General features: G+C 48.5%; 15 protein-coding genes. 8 read left to right on the top strand and 7 right to left on the bottom strand.

What is annotated here, in order from left to right; genetic code table 11:
• Positions 1–199: 199 nt before the first annotated feature.
• From AYW75_RS00650 to AYW75_RS00640, 3 genes are all read right to left on the bottom strand, one after another.
• A complete protein-coding gene (locus AYW75_RS00650) occupies positions 200–586 on the bottom strand; it encodes a hypothetical protein (protein WP_067093952.1) in 387 nt (128 codons plus the stop codon).
• A gap of 78 nt (positions 587–664) precedes the next feature.
• Complete coding sequence (gene pdxR / locus AYW75_RS00645; protein ID WP_067093949.1) at positions 665–2,080, bottom strand: MocR-like pyridoxine biosynthesis transcription factor PdxR; 1,416 nt, start codon at positions 2,078–2,080, stop codon at positions 665–667.
• A 57-nt stretch (positions 2,081–2,137) separates the two neighbouring features.
• Positions 2,138–3,040, bottom strand: coding sequence for a choline sulfate utilization transcriptional regulator (locus tag AYW75_RS00640; protein ID WP_067093946.1), 903 nt, complete (start codon positions 3,038–3,040; stop codon positions 2,138–2,140).
• 141 nt (positions 3,041–3,181) lie between these two features.
• On the opposite strand from AYW75_RS00640, the gene betC reads away from it, so the two are divergent.
• The 4 genes from betC to AYW75_RS00620 all read left to right on the top strand — a co-directional run bounded on the left by betC (position 3,182) and on the right by AYW75_RS00620 (position 8,599).
• Entirely contained in the window at positions 3,182–4,708 is a 1,527-nt protein-coding gene (gene betC / locus AYW75_RS00635) for a choline-sulfatase (protein WP_067093943.1), read from the top strand.
• 125 nt (positions 4,709–4,833) lie between these two features.
• Entirely contained in the window at positions 4,834–5,772 is a 939-nt protein-coding gene (gene choX / locus AYW75_RS00630; protein ID WP_067093941.1) for a choline ABC transporter substrate-binding protein, read from the top strand.
• A 172-nt stretch (positions 5,773–5,944) separates the two neighbouring features.
• Positions 5,945–6,592: a pyridoxamine 5'-phosphate oxidase family protein gene (locus AYW75_RS00625; RefSeq protein WP_067093938.1), complete on the top strand. Its 648-nt coding sequence runs from the start codon at positions 5,945–5,947 to the stop codon at positions 6,590–6,592.
• A 276-nt stretch (positions 6,593–6,868) separates the two neighbouring features.
• On the top strand, positions 6,869–8,599 hold the full coding sequence (locus AYW75_RS00620; protein WP_067093936.1) for a potassium/proton antiporter: 1,731 nt from the start codon (positions 6,869–6,871) through the stop codon (positions 8,597–8,599).
• A 12-nt stretch (positions 8,600–8,611) separates the two neighbouring features.
• Here AYW75_RS00620 and AYW75_RS00615 read toward each other — a convergent pair whose 3' ends face one another.
• Positions 8,612–9,604: an AraC family transcriptional regulator gene (locus AYW75_RS00615; protein WP_067093934.1), complete on the bottom strand. Its 993-nt coding sequence runs from the start codon at positions 9,602–9,604 to the stop codon at positions 8,612–8,614.
• Positions 9,605–9,607: 3 nt separating this feature from the next.
• Positions 9,608–10,567 carry a hypothetical protein gene (locus AYW75_RS00610; protein ID WP_067093931.1) on the bottom strand — a complete coding sequence of 320 codons (960 nt, stop codon included), beginning with the start codon at positions 10,565–10,567 and terminating at the stop codon, positions 9,608–9,610.
• Between the two features lie 304 nt (positions 10,568–10,871).
• On the opposite strand from AYW75_RS00610, the gene AYW75_RS00605 reads away from it, so the two are divergent.
• A complete protein-coding gene (locus tag AYW75_RS00605; RefSeq protein WP_067093929.1) occupies positions 10,872–12,881 on the top strand; it encodes a phytase in 2,010 nt (669 codons plus the stop codon).
• A gap of 342 nt (positions 12,882–13,223) precedes the next feature.
• Positions 13,224–14,633 carry an alanine/glycine:cation symporter family protein gene (locus AYW75_RS00600; protein WP_067093926.1) on the top strand — a complete coding sequence of 470 codons (1,410 nt, stop codon included), beginning with the start codon at positions 13,224–13,226 and terminating at the stop codon, positions 14,631–14,633.
• Positions 14,634–14,743: 110 nt separating this feature from the next.
• Here the strand turns inward: AYW75_RS00600 and AYW75_RS00595 are convergent, their stop codons facing one another.
• Positions 14,744–16,087 carry a glutamine synthetase family protein gene (locus tag AYW75_RS00595; RefSeq protein ID WP_067093924.1) on the bottom strand — a complete coding sequence of 448 codons (1,344 nt, stop codon included), beginning with the start codon at positions 16,085–16,087 and terminating at the stop codon, positions 14,744–14,746.
• Positions 16,088–16,323: 236 nt separating this feature from the next.
• Between AYW75_RS00595 and AYW75_RS00590 the strand changes: the two genes are divergently transcribed.
• Entirely contained in the window at positions 16,324–17,601 is a 1,278-nt protein-coding gene (locus AYW75_RS00590; protein WP_067093921.1) for an NAD(P)/FAD-dependent oxidoreductase, read from the top strand.
• 110 nt (positions 17,602–17,711) lie between these two features.
• Entirely contained in the window at positions 17,712–18,365 is a 654-nt protein-coding gene (locus AYW75_RS00585; RefSeq protein WP_067093918.1) for a TetR/AcrR family transcriptional regulator, read from the top strand.
• A 63-nt stretch (positions 18,366–18,428) separates the two neighbouring features.
• Here AYW75_RS00585 and modF read toward each other — a convergent pair whose 3' ends face one another.
• Positions 18,429–19,871 carry a molybdate ABC transporter ATP-binding protein ModF gene (modF, locus tag AYW75_RS00580; RefSeq protein ID WP_067093915.1) on the bottom strand — a complete coding sequence of 481 codons (1,443 nt, stop codon included), beginning with the start codon at positions 19,869–19,871 and terminating at the stop codon, positions 18,429–18,431.
• Positions 19,872–19,902: the final 31 nt, after the last annotated feature.

Below are 19,902 nucleotides of genomic sequence, written 5' to 3'. Positions count from 1 at the left end.
AAATACGCAACAGCACTAAGCAGATGATTAGTAGCTATCTATATTTGACCTTTACATAAAGCCCGTCATATCCCATTTGGGATAGCGGTTTAATTAGGAATATTAATGACTATAAAACTGTATTTGACTCAAAAAACGCTCTATTAATTTAACAGACTTAGATACATTATATCGGATTTTCACGTTATTTAAGCGACAATCACGTACACCTTGACGCAGATAAAATGTCATAAGCATACACCTTGGTGAGATTAATAAACTCTTCTTTGACTCGATTAATCGCTTGAGTAATCACTACCGAAATTGGATTGCTGGGTTCAACATGGCATTGAATTTTACGCAATTCCAAGCTCAACGAGGAGTAGGTTTCTACCGCTTCTTCAAAACACTCTAGTCGGCATTGCGCTTCCACAACTTTTAAATCACTAGAGACTAAGGCCGACAAAACCGCTTGCGTATCATACCAACAGCCTAACTGCTGGCGCGCACAGGCAGAGGCTTGTTTATAACAGCTAATCGCTACATGGTTTTCACAGTGCTGAAATGCTTGATCGCCCGCTACAATGTATTGCTGCCAATTTTCCATTGGATATCTCCCAAGAAATTCAGTTCGCGCAAATAATAACAATTATCATTTGAAAAAGTCTACGCGCTTCTCGAATATTTATATTGACCTATTTGCTGCCAAAGTTTGGCACGCATCCGCCAATTGCTTAATCCAAGTGTCTAACTGCAGTTCCGTTGGGCCGGTAAAACCTAACACCAGTCCCTTTGGTGCTGCGTTGGCTACTCCGTAATGATCTTGCAACCACGACAATCTTAGTCCGTTTTTTAAACAATGTTGGTTCAATTCACGACACCAATCTTCGTCAGAAAAAGCCTTTTTGACAGAGATCACGACATGCATTCCGCCCGTCGGCTTATGCCACGTAAACCAAGGGGACAGATATTGCTCTAACAGTGCGAGCAAATAGTCGCGTTTACTGCGGTAATGACGTTTCATGCGGTTAAGATGACGATAAAAAACACCACTGGCGAGAAAGTCGGTCACAACCGGCTGCAGTGTTTGCGACGCAAACAGTCCCAACGTTTTTTGGCTGTTTAACACTCGCGGAATCTGACTCAGTGGCGCCACAATGAACCCTAATCGTAGCCCTCGAAACAGCACTTTCGAAAAGCTACCAATGTAAAATATCTGTTCACGGATACCTTGACGGTGTTGAGCTGCTTGAAACCAAGGTTTGGCAACATGACCTTGATACACAAACTCATTATCATAGTCGTCTTCTATGACAAAATTATGACCTTCTGACAATGCCGAAAACCACGCTTCGCGTGTCGCAGAGCTGGCACATACGCCTAATGGATATTGACGATTCGGCGTCAGCACAGCAGCCCAAGGCTGCGCTAATCGCAGCGGCTGAACACCCTGTTCTGTGATTGCTAAGTCTTGTGTTTGCGCGGCAGAAAAACTGGCTCGTAAAGGCGGATACGTGGGGTTCTCCAACAACCAGTTTTGCACCGTATCGGACAACACATGCTGCAACAGCGACACGGCATCATGATTACCAGCGACCAAAATGATTTGTTCGGGCTTACACTCTAGTCCACGCAGGGCATATAAGTAGTCACAAATAGCTTGCTGTAATGGAGGATAACCCGCTTCATATTCACCTTTAAGCAAGCGTGGATCAGGATTCAACCATGCTCTTCGCATGCTCGCTGCCCACGCTTTGTTTGGAAACACGTTAACATCCACACCTGAGTCAAAGCGCTGTAAACTCGGCATCGTCGACTTTGGTGCGACAGTCGCAACAGGAGAGTGAAGCCACTCACGTTGCGCAACAAATACCCCTCGCTTGGGCTGGCTTGACAGCAAACCTTCCGATATTAACTGATCGTAGGTTTGCATCACGACACTGCGCGACACCCCTAACATTTGGGCCAACGCGCGACTTGATGGCAATTTATCACCGACCTTCAGACGCTCCTGCTCTATGGCACTAAGCAACTGCTGACGCAGCTGCTCGTAACGCGGCGTGCCATTGTCTTCAATGCATAATGTCAGACTTGCGATCATTTGACGCTATCCACCCTTTGTCGCTCAATTTGACCATTCCTACCTACAAAAGCACTGTTATTTGCACTGCTGATGTAGCCATTCGTTAAATTTTTCAACCACAGAACCATCCACTCTAGAGGGTGAGACGACCGAGAAATAACCATTTGACGAGTGGGTCGTAAAATCAGTGAAAGACACTAAAAGCTCTGATTCAAGCATATCATCCAATAAAGAGCGCCACCCCAAAGCGACACCTTGACCTGCAATGGCCGCCTGTACAAGCAACGTGTAATTGTCGAACTCCATCACCGTCTGTGATGGCGACCACAACATGTTGTGCTGCTCAAAGAGTTTTTCCCATACCATCCATTTTTCTTCAGGTTCCGCATACAACTTCAACAATGGCGCTCGAGTGAGATCCTCAAGCGTATTAAAAGGACCATACTCTTCTAACAGCTTCGGGCTACACACCGGGACCACTTCCTCTTCAAACAGCTTTTTAGCCACAAAGCCTTTGTGTCTTCCATCACTAAAAAGAATCGCCAGATCAATATCTTGCAGCGCCACATCGGCATTGCTTTGCGAGGTCTGCAAGCGAATTTCTACGTCTGGGTAAAGACGACGAAAGTCCGGTAATCGCGGCATTAGCCAATACGCGGCAAAAGCAAAATCGGTCGCGACATTGATTCGCGGGGCTTTGTTTTTGTTGCGGATATAGCTGATCACTTTGCGGATCTCATTGAAGCTAGACTGGGTCGTTTTCAGCAAGATATGACCTTCATCCGTCAACTCAACCCCACGATAAACACGCCGAAATAGTGGCGTATTTAGAAACTGCTCTAATGCCTTCACTTGCTGGCTAATAGCCGGTTGAGTAGTGCCCAATTCACGGGCGGCGGCCGTAAAGCTTAGGTGGCGCGCGGAGGATTCAAATACCACAAGCATTTGTAAAGGCGGCATGTCGCTTTCAGATAACATAAGCTCAACTAATCCCACTCATAAATTTTTGGTTAGTTTACAGCATAACTAATAACGTTCAATCTAGCACGCATAAGGAATTCAGCGCTGAAACAAACATTAACCAAACTTATTTATAAGAGTCATCTGGAGTTTTGCAAAATGTCTCAAAAGCAGCCCAACATACTATTTATCATGGCCGACCAAATGGCCGCCTCTGCGCTGCCATTTTATGGTGGCAAAACAGCCAAAGTTCCACATTTAGCATCACTGGCGGAACGTGGTGTTGTCTTTGATTCAGCTTATACCAATAGCCCGCTTTGTGCGCCTTCTCGCTATGTTTTGATGACAGGCCAATTACCAACTCGCATTGGCGCTTGGGACAATGCGGCCGATTTTCCAGCCGATATTCCAACGTTCCCGTACTACTTACGCGAGCGCGGTTACCACACGGCGCTCACGGGTAAGATGCACTTCTGTGGTCCAGATCAGCTACACGGTTTTGAGCAGCGTTTAACCACCGATATCTACCCTGCAGACTATGGCTGGTTTCCTAATTGGGACGACCCAGATACACGCCCAACGTGGTACCACAACATGGCTTCCGTGACGGATGCTGGCACCTGTGTGCGCAGTAACCAACTCGACTTTGATGACGAAGTGGTGTTTCACGCTGAGCGTTATCTATACGACTACGCACGTGGTAAACAAGACCGTCCATTCTGTCTAACCGTCTCCATGACGCACCCACACGACCCTTATGCCATTACACAAGAGTATTGGGATCGTTACGACCACGATGACATCGATCTGCCAAAAGTTCGCATTCCGGAAGCAGAGCAAGACCCTCATTCTCGTCGTCTGCAAGATGTATTTGCCTACTACGATCAAGACATCAGCGATGATGACATTCGTAACGCCCGTCACGCTTACTACGGCGCTTGCAGCTACGTCGATGACCAAGTAGGCCGCGTGCTTAAAGCGTTGAAAGAGTGTGGCTTAGAAGACGATACCATCATTGTTTTCTCTGGCGACCACGGCGACATGCTGGGTGAACGCGACCTGTGGTTCAAAATGTCGTACTTCGAAGGTTCTGCTCGCGTGCCATTGATTGTATGTGCACCGAATCGTTTTGAACCTAAGCGCGTGAAAGAATCCGTCTCCACTATGGACTTACTACCCACTTTCGTGGACTGGGCGACAGACAACCAAGGCACCGAGTTTGCGATGCCGATTGATGGCCGTACATTGACCCCACATGTGGAAGGCAAAACGGGCGGACACGACGAAGTGATCGGCGAATATTGCGGCGAAGGCGCCATTGCGCCGTTGTTTATGATCCGTCGCGGTCAGTACAAATACGTACATTGCTGCATCGATCCAGACCAGCTGTACGATCTAGAGAAAGATCCGCTAGAGCTGACTAATTTGGCTAACGACCCAGCTCACGCTGAGACCGTTAAAGCGTTCCGCGATGAAGCCCTGCAACGCTGGGATTCCGACGCGATTACAGAAGCGGTCAAAATCAGCCAGCGTCGTCGTCGCTTAATCGTACGCGCAGTAAGCCAAGGCGAAACGAACATCGCATGGGACCATCAGCCACATTTCCCAGCCACCGAAATGTACATGCGTAACCATATTGACTTAGACGACTTGGAAGCAAAATCTCGCTACCCACGCGTCGTTTAATGCCGTCCAAAAACGCGTCCTGATGGGCGCGTTTTTGCTCTATTACTACCCTTGTATAAGGCCGAATATCGATAAACCCCAACGTAGACCTACTCACATAAAAAATATCCCAGAGGAACCGACTGATGAAAAAGATAAGCCTACAAAAAACGCTGCTTGCCGCGCTTGTTTCTACCACCGCTAGCGGCGCTTTCGCGGCGGTACCAGAGCAATGCCAAACGGTCACTATGACTGACCCAGGCTGGACTGATATTAGTGCAACCAATGGCTTCGCTACGACAGTATTAGAAGCGCTTGGCTACAAAACGGACATCAAATTATTAGCGGTTCCAATTGGTTTTGAGAGTATTAAAAACGGGGAGATAGATGTTTTCTTAGGCAACTGGATGCCGGCTCAAAGCACTTTCATTGAAAAGTACGCCGACAATTTAGATGTCATCCGTACCAACCTAACCGGCGTAAAATTCACGCTAGCGGTGCCTGAATACATGTACGACAAAGGAGTGCAGGACTTTAAAGACCTGAACAATTTCGCTAAAGACTTCGGCGAGCGTATTTATGGCATTGGAGCAGGCTCACCTGCCAACCAAAACCTAATGAATATGATCGACAAAAACGATTTTGACTTAGGGGACTGGCGCGTTGTTGAATCTGGCGAGCAAGCCATGCTGTCGCAAGTAGCGCGCGCGGTCAAACGCGAAAAAGGCATTGTGTTCCTAGCTTGGGAGCCGCACCCAATGAATGTTAATTTTGATCTTAAATATCTATCCGGTGGCGACGATTACTTTGGTCCAAACTACGGTGGTGCCACCATTCATACGGTAACTCGTAAAGACTACGCCAGTGAATGCCACAACGTCACTCAGTTGCTAAAAAATATGGAATTCACGTTAGACATGGAAAACACCGCGATTGCCATGGCCAGTGACGGACTGTCTCCAAATGACGCCGCAAGCCAATGGTTAGTACAGAACCCAGAGGTGCTAGATGCTTGGTTAAAAGACGTATCCACAACATCTGGCCAACCAGGTTTAGTCGCTGTAAAAAGTGCTCTAGGCCTGTAAAAAAATCACGTATATAGCCCATTAATAACACCGCTAGCGTTAGCCCATCTTCGGATGGGCTTTTTTTACACCACAATCTGGACCGGTAAAATAGTTAAAAACTGGCTATTTTTAACACCGCCAACTACTCGTATCCTAATCTCATTCGCCACATTTACATAGGATATTGAACATGAGCGACACCTTGAAAACTTCCAACAGTACCGTCAAAAGAGGACCGAAGCGGGCTCAGTACGATGTCGCGACGGCGCATAAAATTATCGATGACACACTCATTTGCCATGTCGGTCAACAGATGAACGACCAAGTGTTTGTCACACCAACCTGTCATTGGCGTGAAGGGGACTACCTCTACTGGCACGGCCATGGCAAAGCACGTAATACCCATGGCGCGAGTAAAACGGCAGCCAAAGTCTGCATCAATATTTGTGAGTTAGACGGGTTAGTACTGGCGCGCTCGGCATTTCATCATACGGTAAACTATCGCTCCGTGACTTTGTTTGGCGTCCCAGAAAACATTGAAGATTATGACGAAAAAATGCGCCATTTTGAGCTCTTTGTGAACAAGGTTTCACCTGAGCGTTGGTCACAGCTGCGTCCTGTCACCGACCAAGAAGTCAATGCGACCAGTTTAGTCCGCATAAAAATCGACGAAGCCAGTGTCAAACTTAGAGCCGAGGGTGCAATTGATGACGCTGAAGACATGGACTGGCCTGTGTGGGCCGGTGTGATGCCTCTTGAAAAGCACTGGCAACCAGTGCAACAAGATAGCCACCAAACTGAGACTTACCCTGAACCAATACCACCTAAAGCATTTTAGGCATAACCCATCCAACACGGCCAGAACAAAATCAGCATTCTGGCTGTGTTGGATGCTAGTCGCATCTTTCTTCGTAACCTTTCTTTAACATCATCGGCTGACGAAACGTCGATGGCTAATCGACATTCTCGTCGTTAAATACGGAAATCCGGCAGAGTTCTTGCTTGCTACCTTCTCTATGGGCTCAACATTTCATACACTGACCCAGATGGCTCTACGCGCCATCAATGTTTTCACTGTATCTGTTTTCGTCCACTTTTTTCTGTAGATCCCAGCATGACTATTGAAATTTCGAGCCAATATATTTTTCTTGCAGGCTTGCTCGCACTGCTCAGCATTTTAGCGAGCGTATTGTCGAGCCGTTTAGGCACACCGTTGCTATTAGTGTTCTTAGTCATCGGAATGTTGGCTGGAGAAGACGGGATTGGCGGGATTCAATTTGATGATTCGGGGCTAGCTTTCTTATTTGGTAACCTCGCTCTAGCCACCATTCTGCTCGACGGTGGTTTGGGTACTCGACGTGAATCGTTCGCGATTAGTTTAAAGCCCGCCTTTTTATTAGCTACGGTAGGCGTGCTGCTGACGGCTGGGATAACGGCTTCAGCGGTGTATTGGTTGTTTGGACTGCCATGGAAAGAGAGCCTACTGCTCGGTGCCATCATTGGCTCAACCGATGCCGCCGCGGTATTTGGCTTAATTCGTAACGCAGGCTTACGCATTAAGGAACGAACGGGGGCAACCCTTGAAGTGGAATCAGGTGCCAACGACCCGATGGCCATTTTCTTGACGATCACCATGGTCAGCTTGATCAGCAACCCGGAACAGGGCCTTGGCTGGCCCATATTGGTCAAGTTTATTCAACAAATGGGGCTGGGGCTAACCATTGGTGTATTGGGCGGTTTGCTGCTCAAACGGGTGCTACCAAAACTGCATTTAGCCAGCTCGTTGTACCCGCTTTTAGTCACCAGTGCGGGACTGAGTATTTTTGGCATCACCAACTTATGGGGCGGCAGCGGTTTCCTCGCCATCTATATTGTTGGCGTTATTTTAGGTAACTCGAATAACATGCCCTACAAACGTGATGTTCACCGTTTCCATGATGGTATGGCGTGGCTCAGCCAAATAGGTATGTTCTTGATGCTTGGCCTATTGGTCACACCGAGCGACATTGCTCCTGTTATATTACCGGCTTTGGCTATCGGCGCGGTATTAATCTTTATTGCACGTCCTGTGGCGGTACTAATATCGTTATTGCCGTTTCATTTTCCGTGGCGAGAACAGCTGTTTATCAGCTGGTGTGGCTTACGCGGCGCCGTGCCGATCATCCTTGCTATGTATCCATCTTTGTCTGGAGTCGAGCAAACCCCCGTTTACTTTAATTTCGTTTTTGTTGTGGTCATCATGTCGCTGGTTTTACAAGGCTGGACCATCCCTCAAGTCGCACGTTGGCTCAAGATCGAGCTACCGGACAAAGAAGCGACACCAAAAGCGTTTAGCATTACCTTTGATGACTACAATAATCGCCATATTTTGATTTACGAAGTACCTGATGACAGTGACCTGGTAGGGTGTTCTGTGGAATCACTACCGTCGACACCATATTCACGACCAATGGGCGTGATGCGTGGTGGACAACTGCTGGTCGAATACGATGAAGTGTTACGTGGAACAGACAAAGCAGCGTTTTTCTCTCAATTAGAAAATGACTCCGAGCTGAACCGATATTTCACCCCAGGCCAACGCATGCAACAAACTTCCATGAGTCAGTTTTATGGTGACTTTGTGGTCAACAGTGATGCAAAAATGCGCGACATTGCCTACGTCTACTTTTTCAGAGTTGAAGAGGCGTACCTCGATAGCAGTGTGAAAGAGTTCTTTCAAGAGAAATTCCACGGACGAGTCGTGATCGGCGACCGTTACCGCTTTGGCGAGATCGAATTGACGGTCAGAGAGTTTGAAAACGGTGAAATCAGCAAGTTTGGTCTTAAAATCATTCGTCAGAAGTAAGCATTTAAACGTTTACGTCATGATCACCCAGCGCTTCATGGCGCGCCGAAAATTGCTGACATCGTAGAAGCATAACGTGTCAGCAATTTGCTCAGAGCTGTAGCCTAATACATGAGCGTAATGATGACTTAGTAAGGCGCGCACGCTGTCGACTTGCTTCTGATAACTGGTGCGATGCGCTTTTAACTTGCGCTTCAGGGTTGCAGGACTCATCGCCAGCCGGTCGGCCATGTGCTGCAGTGACGGCATATCGGTTACCTGCTCCAGTAAGTAACTTTGTATGGCCCCAAGAAAGCTCGCAGGGACACTTCCAATCTGCTGACACGTCATCTGATAAAGGCTATCAGAAGCGTGAATAAACGGCTGCGTCAACTGTGCTTTAGGAATCGTCAAACAAGCAAACGCGGCGTGCTGCACATCCCCCAATAGCCAGTGGCTTTGACACTCCGAATTTAGTGCTGGCGATAAGCTGTTTAGCTCATAACGCCATTGGCGACCGTCGACGCCTTGCCCTAACCAGCAGAGCGCAGAACGCAATGCTTCCATGGTTGCCACAAACAATGTATTACGCTCGTAAGCGTCTAACAGTACACCTTGGGCATCGCTGAAATACCAGTGCAAATGACCCACACTGGTCAATGAAGTGATGTGGACCAGTGGCGACCACAGTGCTTGAGTGTGTTCTAAAAAACCCAACGCTCGCGCCACATCTGGGGCATACATTAAACCGGCGCTGTACTGCACTAAATTGCTGGGCAAAAGTTGCTGCCCGAGCCGCAATGCTAAATCGGGGTGAGTCGTCATAGCGCTGGTATTGCGATACAGCTGGGCCAGCTGCGTCGCCGAAAGCGTGACATCTGGACACTGTAAATCGTTTTGAAAGAGTTTGGTTTTACGCAGGAAAACATCAAGATGTTCGCCATTTTGGAGCATAAAATCGGTTAATTGCGCCGACCCAGCCTGTAAAGGCAGATACGAGTCGTGGTTTTCGCGCCATTCAGTCATCACTTAAGCGACTTGTACATCAGTCACTGAGTGGCGTGACCGAATGCCATCGCACTCATCCGAGAGAGTCTTTTGTACACACTGAACTTTGTCTCGCAACGCTCGCTCGCTCAAAACGCCCTCAATCAATACCGTACACGCTTTGACGTGCAAATGGCTGGCTAACACACGCTTCTCGCCATGAAAGCGCATCGCACGCAGCAGCAAGACCACATCATTGATTTGTTCTTGCGCAATCGGATTAGAGCAAAACAGCGCATAGCTCTCGCCCGTTAAATGGAATACCTTGATCGACTCAGGAACGTTCCACAGCAACATTTCCGCCAACAAAAAGCGTAGTTTACTGGTATCAGACACCGACAAAGGGGGTTGATTCGTGGTTTCGGGGGTCGCTCGCAACAGCACTAACGTGGACTGTCGATTCGGTGCTTGATCAATGGCGTTCACAAGCCCAGCCCAAGAGGGCAGCAAACTGTCCTCGTTTAGCGGTGGCTGATTCTGAAACGCTGGCGCCCGCTTGCCTAGATAGTGGTCCAATTGACGCTGCTCGCGATACCAAAATAACAGCCCAATCGCCAAGGCCGCTAATCCAAGAGGAAAAGATTCCACCCAGCCATCCCAATGCATGTGCGCCGGAATCAAAAACATTTCATCCATCACATCCTGCAAGCACGCCACATACATACCAAGAAAACCGAATGCGAGCCAATTGGTTGTGTGACCTTTCTTACGGGTCGCTAACACGATCATCATCCAAAATACGGAAAACAGTGCGAAACCACCTTCTCCGGCAATGTCTAACCAAGTCCATTCAGAAGTGGGAATGAATGCTCCCGCCGCACTGTTTGCCAATAGAATCAATGTTGTAGCAACCGGAATAGACATTAGCCAAACCCAATGCAAACTGACTAACTTAATAAACTTATGGGTATTTAGGGCGACATAATGTAGGTGTCGAATCATATAACTCTCCTAGAAACTGTACCGTTTTGTACTCCGATCACATGACATTTATGTGACAACCAAAGTCCGATCGGCTCACAGAAGACGCTAATTTTTATCAAACAACAGAATCTGGCGTTAAATATCGTCTGTTCATGCTGATAAAACACCGCTAAACCCCAGTCAAATAAGCTCAAACAGCGTCGATCTCCCACGAAACCTCCCTTATAAAGAGTTTGGGGATGATACCTGTCACAAATCTGCCATGAGTAGGTCGTACTGTGCCTGCATCGCTTTTCTTAAGACACATTTTTGGAGCATGACCATGAGCTTTTTCAAACCCACACTGATCGCCACAGCCATTCTGGCCGCTAATAGTAGTTACGCCGTTGTCACGGACACCAGCTATGAAGACATTGCCGACAGTGCGGTCTGGCAGTCCAGCGATCAGCAACAGTCTCTATTGATCGCGACCCTTGAGGGCGATGGCATTGCTGTGTATGACGCGCAAGGCAAAGAACGCCAGCGTATCGAAGGCGTTGAAGCCATGGGAGCGGACGTGCGTTATGGCATTCAAGCAGCGAATGGTGCACGCATCGACATTGCAGCCATCGCGCTGCCAGACGAAGACGCAATTGGCTTTTACCGTATTGATCCAGAGAGTAGTACCCCTTTAACAAAGCTAAATCAGCTGTCTGTTTCCATGACACCCGAAGGCGTATGTTTGGGTAAAAACGCAACGACCAGCGCATTATTTGTCGCCGCTTACGATGAAGAAGGTACCGTTAAGCAATACAAGTTAGGCTTCTATGGACATCAGATACAAAGCATTATCAACAATACTGACGGCCCGTTACCGGTTCGTATTACTCAAGTGGGCGGAGAGTTAAGCGCCTGCGCCATCGACGATGCCACCAGCACGCTATACATTGCCGAGCAAAATGTCGGCATCTGGGTGTACGGCGCCGATCCTGAAAATGTCAAAGACCGTACTTTGGTTGACGTGGTCGCCCCCATTGGCCAGTTACAAGAAATCGAAGACATGGACATTCTTTACTCTGCCGAAGGCAAAGGGGCCTTAGTGGTCGCAGACGAAGGCCAAGGCTTTTTACTCTACGACCGCGAATCGCACGCCTTCATCAATAGATTTGCGGTCGACAACATCGAAGAAGCCAAATTAATCACCACAGCCAGCAACCAGCTGTGGCTCGGCAACACAGAATTGGACGCACCGGTTTATCAGACATTATCGTGGTCAGAGCTGAAAACCTTGTCTGGCTATGATGTCACTAACGCCATCACGCCCCGTCAGCTAGAGATCACCGGTGTTGAACTGGTGCCCGCGAAAGCCGAAACAAAAGCCGTGGCGAACGGTGGCGATGCAGCCGATGATCCGGCTTTGTGGATCAATCAAGAGCATCCAGAAAAGAGTCTTATCATTGCCACCAACAAAAAAGGCGGCTTGATGGCATACAACCTATCCGGTGAAGAGGTTCAATACCTAGAAGGTGGTCGACCAAATAACGTTGATCTACGCCAAGACCTACGCGACGCCCAAGGCAACACACTAACGTTGGCGGCCGCGTCAAATCGCGACTTAAACACGATCGCTCTTTACACCATTGATGGCAGCAACACCCCGATTAAACCTCTGCCAGTGAAGCAGGGTCCCGTTCACTCGGAAGCACCAGAGCTGCTGTCTAACGTCGACGAAGTGTACGGCCTCTGTATGTCTCGCGGTGAAGACGGTACGCCGTACGTGTTTGTAAACGGCAAAGATGGGCAGATTGAACAATGGCGCATCGGCGTCGACCAGGGTGTCGCAGAAGGCAAGCGAGTCCGCACCTTGCAGGTGGCCACGCAACCAGAAGGTTGTGTCGTCGATGACGCGACTCAAACGCTTTATGTTGGCGAAGAAGACCACGCGATCTGGTCGTTTGATGCGCGCCCTGATGGTCATGATAAAGCCACCTTGTTTGCCAAGGTCGATGGCGAGCACTTGATTGATGATATCGAAGGTCTAACGCTGTATCAGACCGCGCAACAAAACCTGCTGATCGCTTCAAGCCAAGGCAATAATACCTATGCCGTGTTCGATTTAAACAACAACGGTGCGTTTGTGAAAAGCTTCGCTATTGTCGGCGATGACGCATTGGGCACGGATGGCGCGACGGATACCGATGGTATTCACGCGGTATCCGCGAACTTAGGTAAAGACTACCCTAATGGTCTGTTTATCGCGCAAGACTGGTACAACATTGACCACCAATACCAAGTCGAGAATCAAAATTTCAAGATTGTAGATTGGGATGCGATCCAAGCCATTTTGAAATAAAAAATCGCGGCTTCTATTAGTCACAAAGACGGCCTCACATGAGGACGTCTTTGTGTCGCAATGGCACAGTAGATAATTGAAAAGCTGCACCATGCCAACTCGGCATTCTTAGCAAAGAGGACAAAAAACAGAGATCATTCTCTGAAATTCGCACCAATACGAAGCTTTAGCAAGCAAAGTGCACCAAATATGAGCATTTCTTGACCTTTTCCTATTGCCAAATCCCACAGAATCGCTAGGCTTAGCCCCCTTCATTGCTTCCTCAGGAAGCATGTAATGCTTCTAGGACTCTTTAAGAGCCCATTCCCCCTGCAAATAACGACAAATAACCGGGAGTGCCTAATGGCAACACTTATCGATTCTTTGAACACCCTATTCTGGGGCTATATTCTGATTTATGGCCTGTTAGCAGTCGGCGTGTTCTTTACCCTACGTTTGGGTTTCATTCAGATTCGCCACTTTCCAGAATTTATTCGTACCGTTTTCAAAGCCCCTCAAGCTGACCGCGGCGGAATTACCCCTTTCCAAGCACTGTGTACCAGTCTGGCATCACGTGTTGGTACGGGTAACCTTGCTGGCGTCGCGGTTGCATTGGCATTAGGCGGTGCTGGTGCGATTTTCTGGATGTGGGTCGTCGCTTTGATCGGCATGGCAACAGCCTACGCTGAGAGTACCTTAGCGCAGCTGTACAAAGTGCGTGACCAAAATGGTCAGCTACGTGGTGGCCCTGCGTTTTACATCAGTAAAGGCTTAAAAGCCCCTTGGGCAGGCGCGGTCTTCTCGCTGGCATTGATCCTAGCGTTTGGCTTGGTCTTCAATGCTGTTCAAGCCAACTCGATTGCCGGTGCAATGGAAGGTGCGTTCGGTATTCCAAAGCTGACCACAGGCTTGATCATCATGGCCTTAGCCGCGATCGTGATTTTTGGCGGCATTCGTAAAATCGCTCGTTTTGCTGAAATCGTTGTGCCATTTATGGCCATTGCCTACTTGCTGTTGGCCTTGTTCGTTATTGCGATGAACATCACCGAAGTGCCGGCCATGTTTGCGCTGATCTTCAAGAGTGCCTTTGGTATCGAGCAAGCAGCTGGTGGTGTGGCGGGTGCCCTATTAAACGGTGTGAAACGCGGCCTGTTCTCTAACGAAGCCGGTATGGGTTCTGCTCCGAACATTGCGGCGGTTGCAACCCCTAACCCGCATCACCCATCGTCACAAGGTATGGTTCAGGCACTGGGTGTCTTCATTGATACGCTACTGATCTGTACGGCGACGGCACTGATGATCTTGTTATCTGGTGTACTTGGTAACGGCGAGTCAGGCATTGTACTGACTCAGACTGCTTTGTCTCACCACATCGGTGGCGCAGGTCATTACTTTGTTGCGATTGCGATCTTCTTCTTCGCCTTCACGTCGATCATTGGTAACTACAGCTACGCGGAAAACGCCCTAACCTACCTAAAATGGGCCAGCAAACCGGGTATCTTTATTCTACGCATCTTAGCGCTGGCGATGATTCCTTGGGGCGCTTACGAAAGTGTTGCGATGGTATTCAATGCCGCCGATGCGGCGATGGGTCTAATGGCGACAATCAACTTAATCGCAATCGTATTGCTGTCCGGTCTGGTTGTGAAACTGACCAAAGATTACTTCGAGCAAAACAAAACGCATACACCGACGTTTAACTCGGACGACTATCCAGAAGTCCAGAAAGACATCGACCTAAGTGTGTGGGACGAGAAACCAAAACAAGACTAATCCAGTCTCTGGAAAAGCAAAAAAGCGGTTGGCATAAGCCAACCGCTTTTTTTATACCTGTTAACCAGACTACCCAACATTCCGTTTAAATAAATACTTAAATAATGTCATCACACGTTTAGCAACAAGTGCTCACGTTCCCAAGAGCTAATTACGCGGTTAAACGTTTCAAACTCACTGCGTTTCACCCCCATATAGGCGGTCACAAAATCATTGCCTAAGATGTCACACAGTGGCTCGCAATCTTCCAACAAACGCAGACCTTCTTCGAGCGTTCGAGCAATCTCAACTTCAGGGTATTCCGAAGGTGGCTCATTACCTTGTATCGGGTCAGTGGGGTTGAGCTGTTGTTTCATACCAAGATATCCACAGGCCAGTGTCGCGGCGATCGCAAGATAAGGGTTACAGTCCGCACCAGGGAAACGGTTTTCGATGCGTGTCGCTTCAGGCACAGCATAGGGAATACGCAACCCGGCCGTACGGTTATCAAACCCCCAGTTCATGTTGATCGGCGCCGCCATCTCTGGTGAGAATCGACGATAGGAATTTACATTCGGCGCAAAGAACGAAATCGCATTGGGCGTATATCGCTGTAAGCCTCCCAAATAATGATAAAACAGCGCACTGGGCTCGCCGTTATCATCAAACACATTTCTGCCCGTCTTGGCATCAATAAGACTTTGATGAATGTGCATGGAGCTACCAGGCTCATTCCTCATAGGTTTCGCCATAAACGTGGCATAAACCCCATGTTTCAACGCGGCTTCACGCAAAGTACGTTTGAATACAAAAACTTGATCGGCTAAATCCAAAGGGTCACCGTGGATAAAGTTGATCTCCATCTGGGCCGCACCCGATTCATGAATCAAAGTATCGACGTCTAGGTTCTGTGCTTCACAGTAACTGTAGAGTGTGTCGATGATGGTATTGAACTCATTCACTGCATCAATGCTGTAGGAACGTCTAGAAGTCTCACGTTTACCAGAGCGACCAGCCGCAGGTTTCAGCTCATAATCAGGGTCGGTGTTTGGATCAATCAGGTAAAACTCCACCTCGGGTGCAATCACCGGTTGCCAGCCTTCTTTCTCATACAAAGACAAGATGTGGCGCAATATGGTGCGACTGGAAAGTGGGTGCAAGCGACCGTCCGTGGTGTAACAATCATTAATCACTTGCGCTGTCGGTTCATCTGCCCAAGGCACCATGCGCAAGGTATTTGGGTCAGGCTTGAGTACCATATCGCGGTCACTGGCGTCGACAATATCGTAGTGGTTATCGGCCCAATCTCCGGTGACACTTTGTACTAACACGGTTTCAGGAAGGCGTCCGGTTTTCTCTGCCAAGAACTTAAATGTTGGATAGAACTTGCCTCGGGCATTACCTGTCATGTCTGCTAACGTTGATTCGACTTCCGTAATGGCGTGCTCTTTTAAAAACGTCTCGAATTCTGTCATAACTCACCTTACGTGGACGGCCTTGAACATCATACAAAGCCGTACTTTGCTCTTGCGATCTGTTTGTATTGGGTTATGCTTGGCAATAAACCGAACAATACTTCGGTTTAACCATATTTTAGATTACGGGTTAAATCAACCATATCAGTTACATCGATATCAGAAAGTGATGACACATTTATAAACTGACGAAGCAACCAATTTTTAGGCTTTGATAGCAACAGGAGTGTCCTTGTTTGAGCACACATGAAACGTCTTATTACACCGCTACCGCCGCAAAAATTAAAGAGCATCCCCAGCTTGTCGGCGAACACAGCAGTGATATTTGCATCATTGGTGGCGGCTTTACCGGCACCTCTGCGGCGTTGCATTTGGCACAAGCGGGCTTTAACGTCACCATACTCGAAGCGAATAAAATAGGCTGGGGGGCCTCCGGACGTAACGGTGGACAACTTTGCCCAGGTCACAACATGAGCCATACGGATATCGCCAAACAAGTCGGCAGAGCGACAGCCGACATATTGTGGCAGAGCTCAGTTGACTCAGTGGCCTTGGTTAAATCTTTAATCAACGCCTATCAGATCGACTGCGACCTGACCGATGGCGTCTTACACGTCGCAAATAAAGCGAGGCATGCCCAAGAGATACAAGCGGCCGTCGACTATAAACACTCCACGTTGCATTACGAGGCTGTTGAATACCTTGATGCGAGCGCCGTTGCCCAAACACTGGGCACCGACCGTTATCACGGGGGCGAGTGGTACAAAGAAGGCGCTCACATCCACCCGTTAAATTTTGCATTGGGATTGGCCGACGCAGCGCAATCTCATGGGGCTCAGCTGTATGAAGATTCTGAGGTCATCGAATACACGACGGGACCGCGACCTGTGATCACCACGGCGAAAGGGCAAGTAACCTGTCGTTATGTCTTGTTTGCCTGCAACGGCTATCTAGGACACCTAAATGGCCCAGCGGCACGTAAAATCATGCCGATCAACAATTTCATCATCGCCACTGACCCCTTGCCTGAGGCTGTAGCAAATCGTATCAACCCGCACCGCTTGGCCGTTGCCGATTCAAAATTCGTGGTGAACTATTACCGCCTATCTAAAGATAGGCGCATGCTATGGGGCGGCGGTGAAAACTACAGCGCCCGCTTTCCAACAGACATCGCCAGTTTCGTTAAAAAGCACATGCTGCAAACCTATCCCGAGCTAGGCGACTATCAAATTGACTACGCTTGGGGCGGTACATTAGCCATCACACTCAATCGTATGCCACACATAGCACGTCAAGAAGACAATATCTTTGTGGCACATGGCTACTCAGGTCATGGTGTGGCCATGGCCACTTATGCAGGTGCTATCTTTGCCAAAGCCGTGCAAGGCTCACTGGAAGGCATCGATGCGTTTGAGCGGCTGCCGATGCGAGACTTCCCTGGTGGCACGCTATTACGCTGGCCCGGCTTAGTCGCAGGTATGCTCTATTATTCTATGCTCGACCGGTTACCCTAGCGCCACAAACCACGTGCTGACACTGAACAAAGATATTCAGTGTGAAATCGGAAGTGTATAATTTCAGTCTACGACTCACCGTCATTAGCTAACAAGGATGCCACCTCATTATGGCCAAGCCCAACGAGACGATGAAAACCCTGCAATCTGTTTCTCCACGCAGCGAGCCGGTACAATCGCGCTCGATTAAACGCACACAACAGATTTTAGATGTCACCAGTGAACTGCTCGAAACGGTTGGTTTAAATGACTTAAATACGGCGATCATCGCTAAAGAAGTGGGGATCTCCGTTGGTTCTCTGTATCACTATTTTCCTAACAAGCAGGCCATTTTATACGCCATGGGCAAAACTTGGCTCGACAGTATCGAGGTCGTACTGAAAGAAATTCAAGAGTGGAATTTAGAAGCGCTGAGCCTATCGGAATTCATCGATCAGGTGGTCGATATCAACCTGCATACCTACCGCCAGCAGCGCGCGGTACTGCGACTAGTACAAGCGATGTTCTCCGTGCCTGAACTGCGTGAGCTCGACGAGCGTCATGACGACATGGTGATCTCGCAAATGTCGAAAGTCTTTAAACGCATTGGTTTGAAAAAGCATATCCGAGAGCGTGAGCGAATTGCTCGTTTATACCTTGAATTCACACACAGCACCTACCTAGTTGTGGTAAACCAAAACGAGCGCCGTGCCTTACGTACCCTTGAAGACCTGAAACTGATGCTAACCAGCCTGCTGGCGCACCACCTAAAAGCAACCGACTGATCGTACCTTCTTAACAGAAAAGCCTTGAGACACTATGTGTTCAAGACTTTTCTCGTCCTTGGCTTAATGGTTCTTTTCAAGCGCTAGGTAGTTATCAATGCCTGATATCTGGTCTTCCGCATGATGATTTACATACAATACCGTTGTTTCATGGCCTGCGCAGATTTTCTCAATCAACGCTAGCACCAGCTGGCGGTTCATGTCGTCCAACCCTAAGCACGGCTCGTCTAGGATCAATAATGACGGGTGTTTGACCATGGCACGAGCAATCAGTAACAAACGCTGATCGCCGTATGAAAGCTTATTAAACGGCTGATCAGCACGGTCTTTCATACCGAGCAGCGCAAGCCACTCATCGGCAATCTTTTTCTGATTATCCGTCGATTTTGAGTACATACCGATACTGTCGTAGAAGCCAGAAATAATCACGTTTTTACAGCTCACGCTGACGCGGTATTCCCACTGCAACGACGTCGAAACATACCCAATAAACTGTTTAATCTGCCAGATGCTTTCACCGTTACCACGCTGAAAACCAAACACAAAAATATCGTTGCTGTAACACTGCGGATGGTCACCAGTAATCAATGACAATACGCCCGTTTTACCGCTGCCGTTGGGGCCGCTTAACTGCCAATGCTTACCCGGTTCAATCGTCCAATTGAGCTTGTCGACAATCACCGTTTCATCGTATTTTATGGTGGCATCGGTGAGCTTTACCAGCGGTTGAGCAGGGTCGAGGCTTGGGAACTTAGACGCTGAATCCGGCGCGGGCACTTGCAGATCGGTGGTCTTCAGATGCAGCAGTTGGTACAACTCCGAAAAGGCGCTTTTATCCTGACGATCCACTTTGAACGCTAATAGGCCGCAATCATCGGCGGCTTTTTCTAAGTACGCCACATGGGTAATAAAGTCGGGCATTTCGTCAAAGCGGTTCAGCACCATCACCATCGGCGTGGTATCGATAATCGACGCCAAGTGCTGCTGTAACATCGCCAAGGTATCCACGTCCAAACCATCAAATGGCTCGTCTAAAATCAGTAAATCTGGCTTGCTGGAAAGCGCGCGGATCAACATCACTTTACGGGTTTCACCGGTCGATAACTTACGAAACGCACGGTCTAATAAATGGCTTAGACCAAACTTCTCAACTAAATCAGCGGCCAACTCAGGATCGGCACACGCTTCAAAAATCATCTCTTGAACAGGCGTTCCTAACGAAATGACATCCATAATGTCGGCGTCGTCTTTTTTCAGCTCTTTGGCAATCAACTCGGCTTGCGCTTCAAAGGACACCAAGCCTACGCGGCTCGGCACGCCGGATAACGTACCTTGCTCGATATCGCCAACGCCCGCCAACACCGCCGCCAGAGCCGACTTCCCTGAACCATTGGTGCCGGTAATGACCCAGTGCTGGTTCGGCTCAATCGTCCAGTTGATGTGATGTAGGTGAAAGCGATCATCAAAGTTAACGCTCAGATCGTCTAAGCAGATGGCAGTATCCATGAGAGATTCCTTTTCAAAGACTAAAACAAAA

Source organism: Marinomonas atlantica, assembly GCF_001639725.1.
GTDB classification, from domain to species: domain Bacteria; phylum Pseudomonadota; class Gammaproteobacteria; order Pseudomonadales; family Marinomonadaceae; genus Marinomonas; species Marinomonas atlantica.
The sequence above is the reverse complement of the archived record's forward strand: the minus strand, read 5'-3'. Positions and strand labels throughout refer to the sequence as shown.

Coding starts and splice junctions, on each gene's coding strand:
- AYW75_RS00650 (WP_067093952.1), bottom strand. CDS start 586: ATGGAAAATTGGCAGCAATACATTGTAGCGGGCGATCAAGCATTTCAG.
- pdxR (WP_067093949.1), bottom strand. CDS start 2,080: ATGATCGCAAGTCTGACATTATGCATTGAAGACAATGGCACGCCGCGT.
- AYW75_RS00640 (WP_067093946.1), bottom strand. CDS start 3,040: ATGTTATCTGAAAGCGACATGCCGCCTTTACAAATGCTTGTGGTATTT.
- betC (WP_067093943.1), top strand. CDS start 3,182: ATGTCTCAAAAGCAGCCCAACATACTATTTATCATGGCCGACCAAATG.
- choX (WP_067093941.1), top strand. CDS start 4,834: ATGAAAAAGATAAGCCTACAAAAAACGCTGCTTGCCGCGCTTGTTTCT.
- AYW75_RS00625 (WP_067093938.1), top strand. CDS start 5,945: ATGAGCGACACCTTGAAAACTTCCAACAGTACCGTCAAAAGAGGACCG.
- AYW75_RS00620 (WP_067093936.1), top strand. CDS start 6,869: ATGACTATTGAAATTTCGAGCCAATATATTTTTCTTGCAGGCTTGCTC.
- AYW75_RS00615 (WP_067093934.1), bottom strand. CDS start 9,604: ATGACTGAATGGCGCGAAAACCACGACTCGTATCTGCCTTTACAGGCT.
- AYW75_RS00610 (WP_067093931.1), bottom strand. CDS start 10,567: ATGATTCGACACCTACATTATGTCGCCCTAAATACCCATAAGTTTATT.
- AYW75_RS00605 (WP_067093929.1), top strand. CDS start 10,872: ATGAGCTTTTTCAAACCCACACTGATCGCCACAGCCATTCTGGCCGCT.
- AYW75_RS00600 (WP_067093926.1), top strand. CDS start 13,224: ATGGCAACACTTATCGATTCTTTGAACACCCTATTCTGGGGCTATATT.
- AYW75_RS00595 (WP_067093924.1), bottom strand. CDS start 16,087: ATGACAGAATTCGAGACGTTTTTAAAAGAGCACGCCATTACGGAAGTC.
- AYW75_RS00585 (WP_067093918.1), top strand. CDS start 17,712: ATGGCCAAGCCCAACGAGACGATGAAAACCCTGCAATCTGTTTCTCCA.
- modF (WP_067093915.1), bottom strand. CDS start 19,871: ATGGATACTGCCATCTGCTTAGACGATCTGAGCGTTAACTTTGATGAT.